The organism is Pelagibius sp. Alg239-R121, from assembly GCF_947331435.1.
Taxonomy (GTDB): Bacteria; Pseudomonadota; Alphaproteobacteria; order Kiloniellales; family Kiloniellaceae; genus Denitrobaculum.
Genome location: NZ_CAMZOF010000007.1, coordinates 486,562 through 501,573, shown reverse-complemented (window position 1 = coordinate 501,573; position 15,012 = coordinate 486,562). Strand labels below are relative to the sequence as shown.

15 protein-coding genes are annotated in these 15,012 nt (G+C 56.1%); 6 read left to right on the top strand and 9 right to left on the bottom strand.

What is annotated here, in order from left to right; all coding sequences use genetic code 11:
- Positions 1-1,686, top strand: a 1,686-nt coding sequence (locus QMZ18_RS24205; protein WP_282608937.1) for a polymorphic toxin-type HINT domain-containing protein, incomplete at its 5' end; no start/stop codon positions are given.
- A 4-nt stretch (positions 1,687-1,690) separates the two neighbouring features.
- Positions 1,691-2,131, top strand: coding sequence for a hypothetical protein (locus QMZ18_RS24200; protein ID WP_282608936.1), 441 nt, complete (start codon positions 1,691-1,693; stop codon positions 2,129-2,131).
- A gap of 159 nt (positions 2,132-2,290) precedes the next feature.
- Here QMZ18_RS24200 and QMZ18_RS24195 read toward each other — a convergent pair whose 3' ends face one another.
- Complete coding sequence (locus QMZ18_RS24195) at positions 2,291-2,746, bottom strand: hypothetical protein (protein ID WP_282608949.1); 456 nt, start codon at positions 2,744-2,746, stop codon at positions 2,291-2,293.
- Here QMZ18_RS24195 and QMZ18_RS24190 point away from each other — a divergent pair.
- Positions 2,633-3,397, top strand: coding sequence for a prepilin peptidase (locus tag QMZ18_RS24190; protein WP_322097269.1), 765 nt, complete (start codon positions 2,633-2,635; stop codon positions 3,395-3,397). The genes QMZ18_RS24195 and QMZ18_RS24190 overlap by 114 nt on opposite strands.
- 382 nt (positions 3,398-3,779) lie before the next feature.
- Here the strand turns inward: QMZ18_RS24190 and phhA are convergent, their stop codons facing one another.
- Together phhA and hppD are read right to left on the bottom strand one after the other, a co-directional pair.
- Positions 3,780-4,643: a phenylalanine 4-monooxygenase gene (gene phhA, locus QMZ18_RS24185; protein WP_282608935.1), complete on the bottom strand. Its 864-nt coding sequence runs from the start codon at positions 4,641-4,643 to the stop codon at positions 3,780-3,782.
- 224 nt (positions 4,644-4,867) lie between these two features.
- On the bottom strand, positions 4,868-5,938 hold the full coding sequence (gene hppD, locus QMZ18_RS24180) for a 4-hydroxyphenylpyruvate dioxygenase (protein WP_282608934.1): 1,071 nt from the start codon (positions 5,936-5,938) through the stop codon (positions 4,868-4,870).
- A 296-nt stretch (positions 5,939-6,234) separates the two neighbouring features.
- Here hppD and QMZ18_RS24175 point away from each other — a divergent pair, with 296 nt between their 5' ends.
- Positions 6,235-6,717: an Lrp/AsnC family transcriptional regulator gene (locus tag QMZ18_RS24175; protein ID WP_282608933.1), complete on the top strand. Its 483-nt coding sequence runs from the start codon at positions 6,235-6,237 to the stop codon at positions 6,715-6,717.
- 129 nt (positions 6,718-6,846) lie between these two features.
- Positions 6,847-8,862, top strand: coding sequence for an acyltransferase family protein (locus QMZ18_RS24170; RefSeq protein WP_282608932.1), 2,016 nt, complete (start codon positions 6,847-6,849; stop codon positions 8,860-8,862).
- Positions 8,863-8,890: 28 nt separating this feature from the next.
- Here the strand turns inward: QMZ18_RS24170 and QMZ18_RS24165 are convergent, their stop codons facing one another.
- Positions 8,891-9,751: a phytanoyl-CoA dioxygenase family protein gene (locus QMZ18_RS24165; RefSeq protein WP_282608931.1), complete on the bottom strand. Its 861-nt coding sequence runs from the start codon at positions 9,749-9,751 to the stop codon at positions 8,891-8,893.
- A 508-nt stretch (positions 9,752-10,259) separates the two neighbouring features.
- On the opposite strand from QMZ18_RS24165, the gene QMZ18_RS24160 reads away from it, so the two are divergent.
- Positions 10,260-11,243, top strand: coding sequence for an ion transporter (locus tag QMZ18_RS24160; protein ID WP_282608930.1), 984 nt, complete (start codon positions 10,260-10,262; stop codon positions 11,241-11,243).
- A gap of 9 nt (positions 11,244-11,252) precedes the next feature.
- Here QMZ18_RS24160 and QMZ18_RS24155 read toward each other — a convergent pair whose 3' ends face one another.
- From QMZ18_RS24155 to QMZ18_RS24135, 5 genes are all read right to left on the bottom strand, one after another.
- Positions 11,253-11,672, bottom strand: coding sequence for a hypothetical protein (locus QMZ18_RS24155; RefSeq protein WP_282608929.1), 420 nt, complete (start codon positions 11,670-11,672; stop codon positions 11,253-11,255).
- A 67-nt stretch (positions 11,673-11,739) separates the two neighbouring features.
- A complete protein-coding gene (locus QMZ18_RS24150) occupies positions 11,740-12,543 on the bottom strand; it encodes a phytanoyl-CoA dioxygenase family protein (RefSeq protein ID WP_282608928.1) in 804 nt (267 codons plus the stop codon).
- A gap of 121 nt (positions 12,544-12,664) precedes the next feature.
- Entirely contained in the window at positions 12,665-13,336 is a 672-nt protein-coding gene (locus QMZ18_RS24145) for a dienelactone hydrolase family protein (protein WP_282608927.1), read from the bottom strand.
- A gap of 31 nt (positions 13,337-13,367) precedes the next feature.
- Positions 13,368-14,258, bottom strand: a complete 891-nt coding sequence (locus tag QMZ18_RS24140) for an NAD(P)-dependent oxidoreductase (protein ID WP_282608926.1) — start codon at positions 14,256-14,258, stop codon at positions 13,368-13,370.
- A 180-nt stretch (positions 14,259-14,438) separates the two neighbouring features.
- Positions 14,439-14,891: an Lrp/AsnC family transcriptional regulator gene (locus QMZ18_RS24135; protein ID WP_322097271.1), complete on the bottom strand. Its 453-nt coding sequence runs from the start codon at positions 14,889-14,891 to the stop codon at positions 14,439-14,441.
- Positions 14,892-15,012 lie beyond the last annotated feature (121 nt).

Genomic DNA, 15,012 nt, shown 5'->3' with positions numbered 1-15,012 from the left:
ATGAACGGCCGAGTCTACGACCCGACCCTGGGACGTTTCCTCTCGGCCGATCCCAATGTGCAGGCGCCGGACGATACGCAATCCTTCAACCGCTACTCCTACGTCAAGAACAACCCGCTCAGCTATACCGATCCATCAGGGTTCTTCTTTAAGAAGATCTTCAAAAAGATCGCGAGCGTCTTTAAGAAGGCTTTCAAGGCGGTCAAGTCCTTCGTCAAGAAGGCCTTGCAGAACCAGTACGTCACAACGGCCATTCAGATCGGAATCAACTTTGTTCCTGGCTTGCAAGGTTGGGGGGCGGTGCTCGTATCGGCGGCCTTCTCGGGCCTTGTTTCGCTCGCCAATGGCGGCGATCTCGGTCAGGCGCTGATGTCGGCTGGGATAGCCGTGGCATCTGCAGCGGCCTTTAGTGCCGTCGGGGATCTACTCGGCCATGCAACGCCAAAATTCCTCTCCCCCCGACATATCGCTAAAATCGTTGCACATGGCGCTGTTGGTGGAGCCATCAGTAAGCTGCGTGGCGGCGAGTTCAAAAGCGGATTTCTGGCGGGCGCCTTTACGCAGTTTGCGGCACCCGGTTTGGCTTATGCCGATCAATATACACATCCAGCTGTTGGAGTCGCAGCCGCCGCAGTTGCTGGCGGCGTCGGTGAGGAGCTCGGTGGCGGAAAGTTCGCCAATGGAGCCATTACTGGCGCATTCTCGAGACTTTATAACGATCAGGAAAAGCTGGGCGACGAAGGCGAACCCGATAGCGGCGGTTGGCTAGACGGCTTTCAGCTCGGCCTGGATGTTGTTGGACTGATCCCCGTCGTCGGTAACGCCGCCGATGTACTCAACGGCATTATTTACACAGCCAGAGGAGACGCTGTTAACGCAGGTCTTAGCTTCGGTGCTGCGTTGCCAGGTGCCGGGCAAGGTGTCACTCTCGCTAAACTTGGACGCCGGGCACTTAGTAAGGTTTGCAGCTTTAAAGCCGGGACATTGGTTCACACCAAGGGTGGTCTGAAACCAATCGAAGCAATTCGAGTCGGAGATCTGGTTGCTTCAAAGGATGAGAAGACCGGTGAGCGTGGTTGGAAGCCGGTTCTTCATCTCTTCCAGAGCAAGGACAAGCCAATTCTGGATCTGACCTTGGTCGGTCCGGATGGTGAAGTAGACGTTATTGAAACAACCGCCGAGCATCCTTTCTGGGTGGAAGGTAAAGGTTGGGTTCAGACAAGCGCCCTCGCAGCCAATGACAAGATCGAGAGCCTTGAGGGCGACGACCTTGTCGTGCAGTCCATGTCGCTACGTGCAGGTACGTTCTCGGCCTATAATTTCGAAGTCGCCGACTTCCATACCTATTTTGTTGGTGATGACGGCGCTTGGGTGCACAATGATTGTTGGACAAGTGTTAGCTTTAAAGGTTTAGCCAAGAACCGAGCCCTAGGAAGCCTTACCGACGCCGAACTGAACAAAGCTTTTAACGGTACTGGCTATTCACTATCTGGCCACGCACTAAAACGACTAAGGGACCCAAGGTTGCAAGGATATGGATTTAATACCCTCTCGGATGTTAGCCAAGTTTTCAACAAAGGGGCCCCTTACGCTGCAGAACGTGGAGCTGTTGGAAGAGTCTACCGTGGTATTGCGGTTGTAATGGATCCAAAGACGAAGCGTATCATTACCATACGTCCAGAGTGAAGTTATGGTGCTACGGTTTAATTCTTCAAACGGAACTGTTGATCTCAATGTGGAAAGGTATGAATTCCAATCTGCGGAAGATCGGTTTGATGCGAACTGGCTTCAGGTATCTGCAAGGTACAGAACAAAGTTTGGGCAAGCGACGGTGTCGAGTGCATGCCTGTTAGCTTGGGAGTTAAAAGAAATTCGTAGTAATCTTGTCGAAAATCGATTTGGTGAGTTTTCATTGAGGTTCATGGAGCCAGAGATTTCATTCTATCGGAAAAATAATTTCGAAAAGTGCATCATTCTTTTGCGATTTAACCTAGTCGCACCATGGTTTGATGTTGAGGAGAGAAGAGCCGGGATCGAGTTTTTCTTAGAACCGTCGCAAGAAGAATGGATAAGACAACATCTGACGACTTTAGATAATTTATGTGCCAGATATCCAGAAAGGGTATTTTAGTCGTGTGATTGAGGGGCAGCCCCGATGCATGGTCGGCATCTGACTGTACGTCATCAATCTTCAAGCGCTATGGGCGGCTTTAGGCATCCACCACGTTGGTCAGGGGTCCTCCAACAAAAAACCGCCCCGGAGGGCGGCTTGTACTTGCTGGCTTAGTCCTTATTCCGGTCTTCGCATCGGTTCTGGATCTTGTGCCAGCGGATTGTACTGGTAGTCATTCCCGTACTGGTCTTTCGCCGTGATATCAGGCCCGAAGCTCAGGCCGTTATCGGTGATGATCTGGCGCAAGCCCGCAGTCTGCTGTTTGAGCTGCTTCACCATGGTTTCGTGCTGCACGTAGTCACGTGAAAGCTCCTCATAGAGGGTCTTATAGTCCGGCTCATCCTGAGCAACTGCATCTACAGGAAACAGCAACACGCCATGACAAGATAAGATAAGATTAATCAGATCCTTATCACAAAAGGCTGGCCCGAGGTTCGGTCCGGCAAGTAACCTCTCTGCGTGCCACACCAGAATATCTTCCTCCTCATTTTTGCGCCCTTCGTAGGCAGCTTTCTCGCTTTGCTGGTCGTGCGCTTGCCTGCTGGCCGAAGTGTGGTTTTCGGTCGCTCGCAATGTGACAGCTGCGGGATGCAGCTTGCGGCGTGGGATATGGTTCCTCTCGTGAGCTGGCTGTTTCTCAAAGGAGGTTGCCGCTACTGTGGAGCCCGGATCGGGATATTGGCACCCGGGGTCGAGCTCTCGGCTCTGGGAATAGCGTTTTGGGCTGTCCTGGTACTGCCGTCCGGCGGCGCACTGCCCTGGATAGGCGCGGCGCTGGGATGGACGTTGCTCACTCTGGCCTTGATCGACGCACGGCATTTCCTCTTGCCGGACGCGCTTACGCTCCCGCTGATCCCGGCTGGGTTGCTGGTCACATGGTGGGGCGATCAGAGCACGGCAGGCCCTGGTTTGTTGCTGCATCATCTGCCGGGCGCGGTGATCGGCTTCGGTGGACTCTACGGCATCGGCTGGCTCTATAAGCGCCTGCGTAACCGCGAGGGCCTGGGGCTCGGTGATGCCAAGCTGATGGCGGCGGCTGGGGCCTGGGTTGGCTGGGCCGGATTGGGCAGTGTTCTGCTTTGGGCGGCGCTGCCTGCGCTGGTTGCCGCGGTGATCTGGGGCCGGATGCGCGGGACGCTCTCGGCGAGCATGGCAGTGCCCTTCGGGACATTTCTGGCCTTCGGCTTCTGGTTGACCTGGCTTTACGGCCCGCTCGGTTTTTAGTCTTATGAGAACTCCCGTTTCCGCGGAATTTTTTACCTCTAAACGCGGCTGCGACTGGATCCATCATCGTCAAGCGGGGATGCGTCTTGAGCCGCAGCGGCTTGTCTTTATCCTCTCTCGGCGTTTGCTGCGCAATCGCCTGCCGGGCAATGATCGAATTGGCCGTCGCCAAGCTCAATGCACATCTGAGACGTATCAGAGCAGGGTCTCTCGAAACCCTTATGGCAACCGTCGGAAATGTCTGCCATCTCTTTTCAGAAAATCTGAATACCCAAACGACTTCAATGCCACCGGATATCTCGCAGATTAAATGGCAGCTGCTCTAGTGAACCTGCTCTTGCTATTCGACGTCGGCGGGGGGACGCTGAATTCCGATCAGACTCTATCGGTGATAGCTTCCGTCCCCACGACTTAGCACGTCATCGCTTTCGAGCAGCACACCCGGATCGTAGTCGGCACGCGCGTCGAGGCGTTGATAGATCGGGGCGAAGTCCTGGGCGGTAGAGTCAAACAAGTGCTTGAAGCTCTTGATTACGAAATAGCTTTCCTGAAAGTCATCGATGCGGTAGCGCGTCGACATGACCCGTTCCAGATCAAAAAGGATGCGGTTGGGCGAAGATGACTCCAGGGCGAAAATGCTTTCGCTTTTCGAAGAGACGATACCCGCACCGTAGATCCGCAATCCCTCCGGCGTCTGGATCAGACCGAACTCGACGCTGTACCAATAGAGCCGCGCCAGATATTGCAGCGCGCCCTTCCCCGAGGCCCGAAGACCACCCTTGCCATAGGCCTGCATGTAGTCGGCAAAAACCGGGTTGGCGAGCAACGGCACATGCCCGAAAACATCGTGAAACAGATCCGGTTCTTCCAGGTAGTCGAGCTGTGCGCGGCTGCGGATCCAGTTGGTCGCCGGGAAGCGGCGGTTGGCGAGATGCTCGAAGAAAACCTCGTCCGGTACCAGCCCGGGCACGGCGACGATCCGCCAACCCGTGGCCTTGCCGAGGAGCTCGTTCAGACGGTTGAAATCCGGAATGCCGTCCGCTGCGACCGAGAGAAACTCCAGCCCTTCCAGAAACTCCGGCACGACACGCCCCGGCAGCAGCTTTGCCTGCCGGTCAAAAAGCTCGCGCCAGATCGCATGATCTTCGGCGCTGTAGCCTTCCCAGCCCTGGTCGACCGTATAGTCGGCCCGAACGTTGGCCGCGGCCGCAATTACTGCTTCTGAACTACTCGGTGCTGGGAGCATGGTATCCTCCGGATCGCTTTCTGGCGTCCCCGTTCCCCACACCCCCGGTATCCGCTTGTGACACCGCGCGGGATCTATTGTCCCGCTTCCGGCTTATACCAAGGAGCATTGATAATGACCCATAGAGACGTCTTTGCACGGCTTTCGGACAGGAGCGTGCGGCGCAGCGATGTGGGGCATTATCAACGCTCCTTGGTATTACCTGTCCGTTAACGGCACGGCCGTCAGGCGACGTCGAGAACACCGCGGCGGATCTGGTCCTGTTCGATCGAATCAAACAGAGCCTTGAAGTTTCCTTCGCCAAAGCCTTCATCGCCTTTGCGCTGGATCAGCTCGAAGAACACCGGCCCGATGACGGTCTTGGTAAAGATCTGCAGCAAGCGCCCGCCGTCCTCGGTCGGTGCGCCGTCGATCAGAATGCGGTTGGCCATCAGGCGCTCGACATCCTCGCCGTGGCCGGGCAGCCGCTCGTCGATGTTGTCGTAGTAGGTCTCGGGCACATCGCGCTGAAAGTCGATGCCGCACTCGGTCAGGTGTTCGACCGACGCATAGATGTCGTCCGTGCCCAGGGCGATATGCTGGATGCCTTCGCCGTTATACTGCTCCAGATATTCTGCAATCTGCGACTTGTCGTCGGAGCTCTCGTTAATCGGGATCCGGATCTTGCCGCAGGGCGAGGTCATGGCGCGGGATTTCAGCCCGGTCAGCTTACCCTCGATATCGAAGTAGCGGATTTCACGGAAGTTGAAGAGGCGTTCGTAAAAGGACCCCCATTCATCCATGCGGCCGCGGTGCACGTTGTGGGTCAGATGGTCGATATAGGTCAGACCGGCGCCCTTGGGGTGCTGATCGACGCCCTTGATGGGCACGAAGTCGACATCATAGATCGAGCCATTGTCGCCGTAACGGTCAACCAGATAGATCAGGGAATCGCCGATGCCCTTTACGGAGGGGATGTTCAACTCCATGGGGCCAGCCTTGCTTTCGACGACCCAGCCACCCAGTTCGGTCGCCCGGTTGCAGGCTGCGGCTGCGTCCTTCACGCGAAAGGCGATAGCACAAACCGAAGGGCCGTGCAGCTGGCTGAACGCCCGCGGGAAACCTTCGCGCTCGGCGTTGATGATGAAGTTGACGTCGCCTTGCCGGTAGAGCGTGACATCCTTGGAACGATGGCGGGCAATTGCAGTGAAACCCAAGGTCTCAAACAGTGCCCCGAGCGCAACGGGATCGGGTGACGCATATTCAATGAATTCGAAGCCATCGGTGCCCATCGGGTTTTCCCAAACGTCGCTCATCGCTCTCTCCTCGAATTGGCGGGTCATCGCCAGGTGTTTCTGTTTGTTTCGGCATCGGCCGGCATCAGCCGCCTGCCGCGTTCGGCATCTTTTCGGCGCAGCAGCCGATTTTTCTGTTTGGCCATCAACTCAGTCGTCAAGCGGTCAAGCTGACGCCACGCAGCCGGTACGTGCCGAAGCCTTCGCCGACCCAGGAATTATGCCCAAAAAGGGGTGCAAGGTCCTTGCGAATTGCGGGTGGCAAATGCTAAGAAATGCATGATCCTTGCGCAAATCAGTCAAAGAAGGGGGATTTCATGCACGTTGATGCTATGGACGTTAAAATACTTTCGAGTCTCCAGTCCAACGCACGCCTCTCAAACGTCGAATTATCCGAAAAAGTAAATCTCTCCGCCTCTCAATGCTATCGTAGATTGAAACGCATGGAAGACGGCGGGATTATCCGCGGATATACGGCTCTTCTGGAGCCGGAAGCGCTCGGCTTTGGGGTTATGGCGCACGTCAACGTCTCCCTCGAGAAACATGGCGACAACCCGGTCCAGGCCTTCAGCGCGGCAATTCACGAGTATCCCGAAGTTCTGGAGTGCCATGCGGTGTCGGGCGACGCCGACTATGTGCTGCGCGTCGTCGCGCCCGATCTAAAGGCTTTCTCCGACTTTCTCATGCACCGCTTATTAATCCTGCCGTTCATCGCCACTGTCCGTTCCAGTATCTTTCTCGACGAATTGAAGAACACGACGACACTGCCGCTTCAGAGCGTCACGCCACAAACCCAGTAAAGCGCCCGTTTTCCCAGTCATGGAAATTTCACAGTGCATTACGGCTAATGTCTGTAGTCTTCAGTGCAAATCGCACGGCTATGCCGCGCGACAGCAGGAAGTTCGCCCAAATTCAGCCAGGTCATTCGAGTGCAGAAATACAGATCTGACATAGACGGCCTGCGCGCCCTCGCGGTGCTTCCGGTGGTCCTGTATCACGCTGGGTTTGAGGCCTTTTCGGGCGGCTTCATTGGCGTCGATGTCTTTTTCGTCATCTCCGGCTACTTGATCACTTCCATACTGATCTTCGAGCGCGAAGACGGACGCTTCTCGATCGTAGAGTTCTATGAGCGCCGCATCAGGAGGATCTTTCCGGCCCTCTTTACGGTCATCGCGTTCTGCGCGCTGGCCAGTCCCTTTCTTCTGTTTCCGAACGATCTGAAGGATTTCGGGCAGAGCGTCGTCGCAACGACCGGCTTTTCGTCGAACTTCCTGTTCTGGCTCGAAAGCGGATATTTCGACGCGCCGGCGGAACAGAAACCCCTCCTGCATACCTGGTCTCTGGCCGTCGAAGAACAGTTCTACATTTTCTTCCCGCTCTTGATCCTTCTAGTGGCGAAGTTCGCGAAGCGCCGCTATCTGCCCTACTTCGCCGGCACTGCCGTCCTGTCCTTTGCTGCCAGCCTCTACGGTGTCGCCTACGCGCCGGAAGCAACCTTCTATCTGCTGCCGACACGTGCCTGGGAACTTTTGATCGGCGCCATTCTGGCCTGTGGTGCCCTGCCGGTCACCAGCAACACCGCAGCGCGAAACCTTATAGCCCTCGCGGGTCTCCTGTTGATTACCTATGCGGTTTTCGGTTTTTCGGAAGTAACGCCATTTCCCGGTGCAAATGCACTGTTCCCCTGCCTCGGAACGGCCTTCATCATCTATGCGGGAAACACAACATCGGCCCCGGGCAGTCCGCTTCCTTTGGTCAATCGTGTCATGAGCCTGCAGGCCCTTGTCTTTCTGGGCCTCGTCTCCTACTCGCTCTACCTGTGGCATTGGCCGTTGCTGGTTTTCGCCAGGCTATTCGCATTGCGGCAGTTAACCGTGCCGGAAGCCTGGGGTGTGATCGCGGCAAGCCTGCTCCTGGCGATCCTCTCATGGCGCTACGTCGAACGACCATTCCGAGGCCGCAGCACCGCCATTGCCCGCCTCCCTCTGTTCGCGGGCGCCGGAAGCGTCATGGCAGCCTCCATCGCGTTCGGACTTGCTATTCACGTCAGCGGCGGCTTGCCGGGCCGAGTCCCCAAAGATCTGCTGGAGATCGCAAAGGTCGGCAGTGAAGTCAGTCCCTTTTACAAAGACTGCAGCTACATCACGCCGGAAGAAGTGAGGGCCGGCGCTCTCTGCAAGGTCGGAGCTTCGCAAGCGGCCCCGCCGTCGTTCGTGGTTTGGGGCGATTCTCATGCACTCGCGGCCGTTTACGGGGTCGACCAGCAGGCCAGCCGGGAAATGCAGTCAGGCCTCTTTGCCTATTACATCGGGTGTCCGCCGCTCACCGGTGTCAGTCGCCTCGACAAATCTGAAAGTCACTGGTGCCGCGACTTCAACGATGCAGTCATGGAGCAGGTCGAAACAATCGAAACAATCGAAAGCGTCGTGCTGGTTGCCCGATGGGCACTTTACAGCGAGGGCACAGGATACGGTTACGTCACCGGCAGATCCTACCTCGGGGATGACGACAGCGAAGATGACGGCACGGCTGATAATAAACCCGTATTCAGGCGCAGTCTGGAGCGGACCATTGAGCAGTTGCATGGATTGGGGAAGCGCGTTTTCATTCTGGCCCAGGTCCCCGAGGTCAAGTGGCTGGTTCCGGAAGTGATGTCACGCGGGGTCTACTACGACCGACCAATCGACATACGGCCCCAGTTCGATGCCTATGTCGAACGGCAGGCATTTGCGACAGAGACTTTCAACGCCATCGCGCAAAAATTTCCGATCGAAATTCTCCGTCCGGCTGACGTTCTCTGTGACCGGAGCCATTGTAAAATCGCGATCGATGGGCAACCGCTCTATCGGGATGACGATCATCTGTCGAGCTTAGGCTCGGAAACAGTATCCAGAGTCTTTGTGCCGGTCTTCGAAGACCGGGCAGAAACCTCGCGAAGCAATTAGCGTCTGATCGCCGTTTGCAGTTCGTCGTTTACCCGGCAGCCTGCTGGGCAAAGAACGAAGTGTCCTTCGGCACTTCCGGGATTTCCATTTCATAGGACGAACAGCGGATCCGGCCTGAGTCTTCGCCGCGCACCAGTTCATGGGTGAGAGCACTCGGCAAGGCATTCGGGCTGAGTTCCTTTGCATCCTCGGCATAATAGGTCGCGATGTAGAGCGTCCTCGATCTGTCTGACAGGTTGGGTGCCGAACCGTGCAAAAGGCACGAATGCATCAGGCAGACCGACCCTGCTTTACCGGTGCATTTAATAATATTGGCGCGGTGTTCTTCGAAAACTTCGTCGGCGACAGCGCCCGTAAAGACACCCTTGTGCCAAAGAGAATAGAGTGGGCCCTTGTGGGTAGCCGGGACAACTTCAAGCGGGCCATTTTCCAGCGTCACGTCGTCGACAAAAAGCAGAGCGGTGATCATGTCGTCGTTGGTCATGGGCTGAAAGGTAAAGTCCTGGTGAAATTTGACTTTCGTGGCCGCACCCGGAAGTTTGGAGTTGACCTTCCCGTGATGGAATCTCAACGACGGCCCAATTAAGTCGGATACGAAGTCCACCATCCCGGAATTGCGCATGACATTGCGGTAAACCTGTGAGATTTCTTCGGGCGACTGAACCCGGCGCAGAGCCGGTACAGTTGCGGTATGCCCTGGTTCCAAGTCAAACCGGGCGCGGCCATCCAGGGTTTCCCCATAGTCTTGCCCGTGTGCTTTGCTTTCGTCGACCCATTCCAAAAAGGCTTCACGCAAAGCCGCGAGCTCGGCGGATGTGACGGCTTCTTCGACAACGAGAACTCCGTCCCGCCAGAATTGATCCTTTTGCCTTTGCGAAAGTGCCGACATCTCAGTTAGTCCCTTTTGCGTGACATTGCCAATCTCTTTTGATCGGCTGTGCCAAGTGTTGAACCTGCCTTTAATTCAAGACAACCACCGCCCGGATTGCTCCCATATTTTGTGAACCTATTGCCCTGGCGCACCTATAGAAACTTCAAAGCGGAAACTCCAGATCCCCAGCCCCGATCCTGAGACCGCCAGCGTGACAAGCCCATTCCGGGAACGTCCATGCTTAGTCCCACGGCGACATTGCAGACCTGGAAATCCGTTGCATCCAATTTGGTTTGTCGGCGCCAAAGTTGCTGAATAGACCTTGTCCGGCTGCGAGCGATCCCCGACAGAGTTTCTTAGCCTGTTACACCGCCCCTGGCGTATGGTCTTAAGATAATAAACTGAGGGCAAAAGAGGTCACAGATCGCGGGCACATCACAATCATTTTTTCGACTAGAGTACGGTACCTGTCCTCGATTGTTTACCGAGAGAGCAAACGCACTCCCGACGCCCGATGGAGAGCAATATGGCCGAGCGAGAAAATACTGGATTGCGGCGGCGTATCTACGAAATTTTAGAGGTAGCGGAGTCTGGCGATAAGGCCAGTCGTTGGTGCGACTACGCACTGATTGTTTTAATCCTGATAAATATCATTGCAGTCATCCTGGAGACCGTACCACCGATACAACAGGCTTACGACGACGTGTTCGACAAGCTCGAACTGATCTCGGTCGGGATCTTCACAATCGAATATGGGTTGCGCGTATGGACCGCAGTTGAGCGTGTCGGGCAGCGTAGAGTACCTGCGTTAAAAAGCAGGTTTCGCTATCTGATGAGCCCGGTGGCGATCATCGATCTTCTGGCCATCCTGCCGTTCTACCTTTCCTTCATTATTGCCGTCGACCTGAGGTTCCTGCGTGTGCTGCGGTTGCTCAGAGTCTTCAAACTGACCCGCTACTCGGCAGCTATGACAATGCTGCTTAACGTTTTTCGCGAAGAAGCCAGCTCTTTCTACGCCGCATTTTTCGTTCTTATTATCGTCCTTATTTTAGCCTCCAGTGGAATCTACCTCTTTGAGCAGGACGCACAGCCGGAAGCCTTTGGTTCGATACCCCATGCGATGTGGTGGGCGATGGCAACGCTAACCACCGTCGGCTATGGAGATGTCACGCCAATCACGCCGTTCGGGAAACTCTTCGGTGCCTGCATCACGATCGTCGGCATCGGCATGGTCGCTCTGCCTGCCGGCATCCTGGCATCGGGTTTCGCCGATCAACTTCGGCGCCGCCGAGAGGCGCTCGAGCGCGAGTTCCAGATCGCACTTGAAGACGGAATCATCGATGAGGACGAAGAACGGGCGTTGGAAGTCCGACGTCAGGAACTAGGTGTCAGCAGCGATGCAGCAGAAGATATTCGCCGCTCGGCGACCAAAAGGAGTGGCACGCCGAACACTTCGAATTCCTGCCCTCACTGCGGTAGATCGATCTCACGCCGAGCGATGGACTCATAGAAGATGGGCTCATAAACAAGAGTTCAGTTGTTGTTCGCTGAGCTCCTCCTGCCTTTTCTCAACCTGTTTCCAGATCAGGTGCAAGGTCAGCCCGGCGACGGCCCCGATCGGGAAGATCCACCACCACATTAAAGCTATTGCAGCTAAGCAAATCATGACCAACATGGCTATCAGGTCGAATATCCCGTGGGGGATTGGATTAGAAATTGCAATGAGTATTGAGCCAAGCATCACGATCGGCAGTGACAAGAGCGCACAGAAAGCGCCGCATGCCGCCGCGATCAGGCTATTTGATTTTCGGCCGACAGCATCGGCCTGCAAGACCCACCCGAATGAACCGCCCGCAAAAACAGGCGGGAGCAGAAGGGCAATCGTAGGCCCATCCGAAAGCAGAATGGGCAAATCGGCGATACAGGCGAAGGCCGCCATCCAGGCTGCGGAAAGACCGCGTTTCGATGCTATTGGCGCCGGTTGAAACAACACGCGATCAATGGCGTCACGTCGTGCCCTGCGCGCGTCCAGTGCCCTGGGTCGCACGGTAGCTGGGCGCAAAGACTTTGCTATAGATCGTTGCTGGGTTCAGCCCGCTGTGCTTGATCCGATAGGGCATGAGTTCCGTCAACTTCCAGGGGTCAAAACTCCGCGCCATGCAATGGGCGCGCACGACACGACGGGTCGTTCCCGGCTTTAGAACCCCACCGGCATGCAGACCATCGGTGTCGAACACAATCAGCGTTCCTGCCTTCGCTTCGATGGAGGTGACGCGGGCGCGATGTTCGTCCGGCAGCGCGTTAGGAATGAGGCTCGGCACGCCGCCAAGCCGGGCAAACCACTTGCGATAGGCGTGGGTTTTCCTATGCGAGCCGGGGATAAAGCTGAATGCACCATTGGCAGCCGTGGTGTCGTCCAGATAAATCATGAACTTCAGGCATTGCAGAGTATCGAAATGCACTTCGGTCACCGGCATCGCGCGAAACTCGTTGGTCCCGAGAAGGCCATTGCAAAAGGGCGCGCCAGGCAGGTAAGCGGACGCCAGCTCTTTCATAGGGTCGTTAAAGAATGCGGAGGCAATGCAGGACTTCTTCAGATTTAATTCCCGAAGCGAAGGATCATCAAGAACGATGCGAAATGCCTTGCCGGGCGTATGCTCAACGTGCATCACACCCTCTTCCTCCTGGGCAAGATAACGCTCGAATTCTTCGCTGAGCTCGTCCAGCAGACCGCCCGCAATATAACCTTCGTGCACCGAGATACCATCCCGGCGAAGGTCCGCAAGTACGTGATCCGTGTTCAGGTCCATGACCTTGCCTCAAAACTCTGTTGTCACGCCTGCGTCCGCGGCAACAAGCAGAAAAACGATTCCGCAGGCACAGCCCAAAGGTGCCTGCTTCTGCTATATGCGGTTGTAAACGTGACTCTTTCTAAGCGAGATGTCGACCCAGAAACGACAAAGTGCGACTCTGGGCAAGCGCAGTGCTGTCGGCGTCAAAACCACCGCGTTCATCGCAGCTAAAACCGTGGCCGGCATCATAGAGATGAACCTCCACCGGCGCATCTGCCTGCGCCTGCTGAATGGACTCGACGTGCTCCGGCAGGATCATCGGGTCCGTGCGGCCGAAGTGCATCTGTACGGGGCAGTTCGGCATCTCATCCCTGAAATCGGCGATCTGTCCGCCGTAGTAACAGACACTTGCGGCCGGACGCAGCCGTGTTGCTCCGAGCCACGCCACGGATCCGCCATAGCAGTAGCCGACAACGCCAATCTTGCCGCTTCCCGACAGGTTGGACATGGCGGCATCGATATCTTTGACCGCATCGTCCCAGGGAATTTCGAGCTTCAGTTGACGTCCTCGCGCCGTTCCCTCCTCGTCATAGCCGAGTTCAAGGCCCGTCTCGATCCGGTCAAACAGTGCAGGTGCCAACGCCACATAACCTTCTGCCGCAAAGGCATCACAGAGGTTCCGGAAATGTCCGTTGACGCCGAAGATTTCCTGAACGACCACCAGCCCGCCCTTTGGCGTGCCGGCGGCTTCGGCACGGTAGCCCGACAGCTTGTGGCCGTCGGAAGCCATCAGTTCAACCACTTCGCCCATAATCTCTCTACCTCCCAGAAACCCGGTCTCATTAACCCTTATACTTCAATCCCAACTGCCGCAGGCGGCGGATCAGGCTGGAGGTATCCCAACGGCCGCCGCCAAGCACCTGGACATCGCCGTAAAATTGGTCGACCAGCGCCGTGACCGGCAGGCTGGTGCCCAAACGGTCTGCTTCCACCAGTGCGATACCCAAATCCTTGCGCATCCAGTCCACCGCGAAACCGAATTCAAACTTGTCGTCGACCATGGTGTCGAAGCGGTTTTCCATCTGCCACGACTGCGCGGCCCCCTTTGAAATAACTTCGGCCACCTGCTTGGCGTCCAAGCCGGCCTTCTGCGCGAAGTGCAGGCCCTCGGACAAACCTTGTACCACTCCGGCGATACAGATCTGATTGACCATCTTGGTCAATTGACCGGCCCCTACCGGCCCAAGCAGCGCTACCGCCCGCGCGTAAGAATCAATCGCCCCTTTTACTGAATCGAAGGTCGCCGCATCACCACCGCACATGACCGTCAAAATACCGTTTTCGGCACCCGCCTGCCCGCCCGAGACCGGCGCATCGATGAAACCAATACCGAGCCCTTCGCCGGCAGCAGCCAGTTCGCGAGCAACGTCGGCCGACGCAGTGGTGTGGTCGACGAACACGGTGCCCCCACCCATGCCGCTGAACGCACCGTCATCGCCGAGTACAACCGAACGCAGATCGTCGTCATTCCCAACACAAGCCATCACGATCTCCGCTTCCAGCGCGGCTTCGCGCGGCGTCGCGGCGGTCTTTCCCTTGTACTTTTCTGCCCAGGCCTGCGACTTGGCGGCGGTGCGGTTGTAAACGGTGACATCATAACCGTCGTTGGCAAGGTGCCCCGCCATAGGAAAACCCATCACACCGAGGCCGAGAAAAGCGACTTTCTTACTCATGAATAACTCCCACGGCGCGACGAAATCCCATGCCTTCAGCTTCGGACGCGCCTATATCTTTCGTTGAGATTGAATATTCCAGCAAACGAGCCGAAACCGAAGCTTCACCCATCCATCTGGAAGAGATCGTTGAATGATGCCGTATTACTACCGGACAGAACTGCCTGACCGCAAGCGCGCCTAACCAGCGTAGCCGAGCGGTAACGCTGTCGTGTATTTGATCTCTTCCATGGCAAAACTCGAGCTGACGTCGGTGAGATCGATTCGTTGGATCAAGCGCTGATAGAACGCGTCGTAGGCGGCAATATCGGGAACCACGACGCGCAGCATGTAGTCAACTTCGCCGCTCATGCGATAGAACTCAACAACTTCGGGGAAATTCACAACCGCTTTCGCAAATGTTTCCAACCACTTGACATCATGTTTGCTGGTTTTGACCCCGACAAAGACAGTCACACCCAGGTTCAGTTTATCGCGATCCAGCAAGGCAACCCGCCGCCGGATCATACCGCTTTCCTCCAGTTGACGGATCCTCCGCCAACAGGGGGTCTTGGATAATCCCACCCGCTCCGCTATCTCGGCCACGGCCAGGCCGGCATCCTCCTGGAGGCACTCCAGAATTTTTCGATCCATGGAATTCAAGGAACATAATTCCTTTTATTTTATTTTTTTTAGCACATTGTGACTACTTAATAGTCATAATAGCGCACAAAAAGAACCATTTTTCAAGAAGAACGCATTATCGTTTTGATAT

Coding starts and splice junctions, on each gene's coding strand:
- QMZ18_RS24200 (WP_282608936.1), top strand. CDS start 1,691: ATGGTGCTACGGTTTAATTCTTCAAACGGAACTGTTGATCTCAATGTG.
- phhA (WP_282608935.1), bottom strand. CDS start 4,643: ATGCTCCCAGCACCGAGTAGTTCAGAAGCAGTAATTGCGGCCGCGGCC.
- hppD (WP_282608934.1), bottom strand. CDS start 5,938: ATGAGCGACGTTTGGGAAAACCCGATGGGCACCGATGGCTTCGAATTC.
- QMZ18_RS24175 (WP_282608933.1), top strand. CDS start 6,235: ATGCACGTTGATGCTATGGACGTTAAAATACTTTCGAGTCTCCAGTCC.
- QMZ18_RS24165 (WP_282608931.1), bottom strand. CDS start 9,751: ATGTCGGCACTTTCGCAAAGGCAAAAGGATCAATTCTGGCGGGACGGA.
- QMZ18_RS24160 (WP_282608930.1), top strand. CDS start 10,260: ATGGCCGAGCGAGAAAATACTGGATTGCGGCGGCGTATCTACGAAATT.
- QMZ18_RS24155 (WP_282608929.1), bottom strand. CDS start 11,672: ATGGCGGCCTTCGCCTGTATCGCCGATTTGCCCATTCTGCTTTCGGAT.
- QMZ18_RS24150 (WP_282608928.1), bottom strand. CDS start 12,543: ATGGACCTGAACACGGATCACGTACTTGCGGACCTTCGCCGGGATGGT.
- QMZ18_RS24145 (WP_282608927.1), bottom strand. CDS start 13,336: ATGGGCGAAGTGGTTGAACTGATGGCTTCCGACGGCCACAAGCTGTCG.
- QMZ18_RS24140 (WP_282608926.1), bottom strand. CDS start 14,258: ATGAGTAAGAAAGTCGCTTTTCTCGGCCTCGGTGTGATGGGTTTTCCT.
- QMZ18_RS24135 (WP_322097271.1), bottom strand. CDS start 14,891: ATGGATCGAAAAATTCTGGAGTGCCTCCAGGAGGATGCCGGCCTGGCC.